The sequence below is a fragment of the Conyzicola sp. genome, assembly GCF_057073975.1.
Genome location: NZ_JBXMIS010000128.1, coordinates 1 through 2,237, shown reverse-complemented (window position 1 = coordinate 2,237; position 2,237 = coordinate 1). Strand labels below are relative to the sequence as shown.

Here is a 2,237-nt window from a genome sequence, read left to right as displayed (position 1 = left end):
CTGCGCGTCATGCGGGAGCGGCTGCGCGGCTTCCTCGGGCAGCCGGCGCAGAAGACGCTCGAGGCGGCGCGGGCGCTCGACAGCGAGGCCCAATCGTTAGGCGCGATCGCCGAGCGGATCCCGCTGCTGAACATGATCTCGCACGCGTACTGGCGGTTAGGCAACACGCGCGACGGCGAGCTGGTGGCGTGGGAATGTGTCAAGCTCGCCGAGCAGGTCGCCGACCCGACGCTGCATGCCGAGTCGCTGATCCGGCTGGCGAGCGCGATCCAGCAGGACCAGCCGACCAAGGGGCTCGAGATCCACAAGCGCGCGCTGGCGCTCTGGGAATCGTTAGGCGACCGTCGCGGGCAGGTGCGGTGCCACGCGAACCTCGGCGGCGCGTACATCATGCTTGGCAACTGGGAGGAGGCGAAGGTCCACCTCACGACGGCGATCTCGATCGGCCGCACGGCGGGAGCGCCGGACATCTGGGGGGTGGCCGCGCTCAACCTGGGCGTCGTCTACCTGAAGCGAGGTGAGTTCGACCGGGCGAGGGAGCTGTTCGGCGAGTCGCCGGCGCTGTTCGCCGCGGCGAAGAACAGCGAGCGGCAGCTCTACGCCCTGTTCAACCTCGCCCACCTCGATCGCGACCGGCACGAGTACAACTCGGCCGCGGAGCTGTACGACGTCACCACCTCGCTCGCGCAACGGATCGGGCACTCGGACGTCGAGATCGGGGCAATCGCCGGCTCGGGGCTGTCGTTGCTGGCGCAGGGGAAGGCGGAGCCCGCCCGGGAGAAGTTCGAGACGGCCGGGGAGCGGATGCGGTCGCGCAACGACTGGTTCCAGGGTCGCGAGCTGGTCGAGGCGCTCGGGGTCCACGTCGGGGTCCGGGACGGCAAGACCGCGGAATCGCTGGCCAGGTTCGAGCAGGCCCTGGAAATGGCTGAGGGAACCGACCTCTACGTTGCGGCCTGGCTCACAGCGGCCTGTGCCGAGGCGTTATATGATGTGGCGAAGGACCGGATGAGGCAGGTCGTGGAGAACTACGTGGACCGGGTGAAGGGGATGGGCTACACGGAGATCGACCGGAAGCTCGAGGACATTCTGGCCCGGACATAACGACCTAGTGACCGGTCATTAGTACCGAGAGCAGGGTTTTGGGCTCGCAGAGACAATGGTGAGCCCGCTAGCGCAAGATGTTGTGGCAGTGGCAGTTACAAGCTTGCAGCTGACTGTTGAGCGTGCTGGTACAGGGTGTGCTTTAGAAGAGGCCGCAAGCCATGTTTCTTCCCTTTCAGGACTAACCCATGTTTCGCTCGAATCGTTCGTTCATGAGGCTGACTCTGACCTCCGCGGTGGCGCTGCTCGCAGCGTGCTCTGCGGCTGATCAGGCGGTAGCGCCGACGGTTCGTCATACCGCTCGTCCTGCCGGTGCCCCCTCGCTGGACGTAATCACCAACTCCGTTGCGCCGGACTCGATGTCGGCCGACTTCACGGTGACACCATCGGGCGGCATGTTCGCGCTGGGCAACAACGCGGTCTATTTCCCGGCGAACTCGATCTGCGATCCCGCCACGTCCAGCTACGGCCCGGACCAGTGGGATGCGCCCTGCACCCCGCTCGATCACGACATCGATTTCCATGCGGAAGTCCGTCGTGACACCGTTTCGGGGCAGACCTGGGTCGACTTCACGCCGGCTGTTCGCTTCGTCCCGACGGACGATCCGAACCAGACCGTCTGGATGCTGATGAAGGCGGGTGTCGACGTGACCGACGCGAACTACGTCGGGCTCGCGATGCAGTGGATGCCGACGGGCTCGCCCGACCTCGCGGTCGACGAAGCCAGCACCGACTCGTCGCTCAAGACCTACGTCGACATCGAGCGTGACGTGGTGTTCCGCCGAGTGAAGCACTTCAGCGGCTACATCGTCTTCACCGCGAAGACCGATTCGGGCACGCTCGACGAAACCATCCCGCTCTTCTGAGGCGATAGCCAATGACTATCTCCCCGCGTCATGGTGACATTCCGCGGGCGGCTCGCTAAGCGCCCACGATGACGAACAGACGAAAGGGCGTGCCTCTCGAGGCACGCCCTTTCGCCATTCCGGTGGTCACGCGGCGGCCGGTGCCTAACCGCGGAGCACGTAGCCGACGCCGCGCACGGTGTGGAGGAGTGGGGGCAGTCCCTCGACGTCGAGCTTCTTGCGCAGGTAGTTGACGTAGACGTCGACGACGTTGGTCGAGGGCTCGGC

The 2,237-nt window shown here is 65.7% G+C and carries 3 protein-coding genes; 2 read left to right on the top strand and 1 reads right to left on the bottom strand.

Annotated elements, in window-relative coordinates:
* Together AC14A7_RS11625 and AC14A7_RS11620 are read left to right on the top strand one after the other, a co-directional pair.
* The coding region (locus AC14A7_RS11625) for a tetratricopeptide repeat protein (protein WP_484009203.1) at nucleotides 1–1,104 on the top strand (1,104 nt) is incomplete at its 5' end.
* A 212-nt stretch (nucleotides 1,105–1,316) separates the two neighbouring features.
* The gene (locus tag AC14A7_RS11620; RefSeq protein WP_484009201.1) at nucleotides 1,317–1,970 is read left to right on the top strand and encodes a hypothetical protein; all 654 of its coding nucleotides are present in this window, start codon (nucleotides 1,317–1,319) and stop codon (nucleotides 1,968–1,970) included.
* Between the two features lie 144 nt (nucleotides 1,971–2,114).
* Here the strand turns inward: AC14A7_RS11620 and AC14A7_RS11615 are convergent.
* The coding region (locus tag AC14A7_RS11615) for a winged helix-turn-helix domain-containing protein (protein WP_484009205.1) at nucleotides 2,115–2,237 on the bottom strand (123 nt) is incomplete at its 5' end.

Coding starts and splice junctions, on each gene's coding strand:
- AC14A7_RS11620 (WP_484009201.1), top strand. CDS start 1,317: ATGAGGCTGACTCTGACCTCCGCGGTGGCGCTGCTCGCAGCGTGCTCT.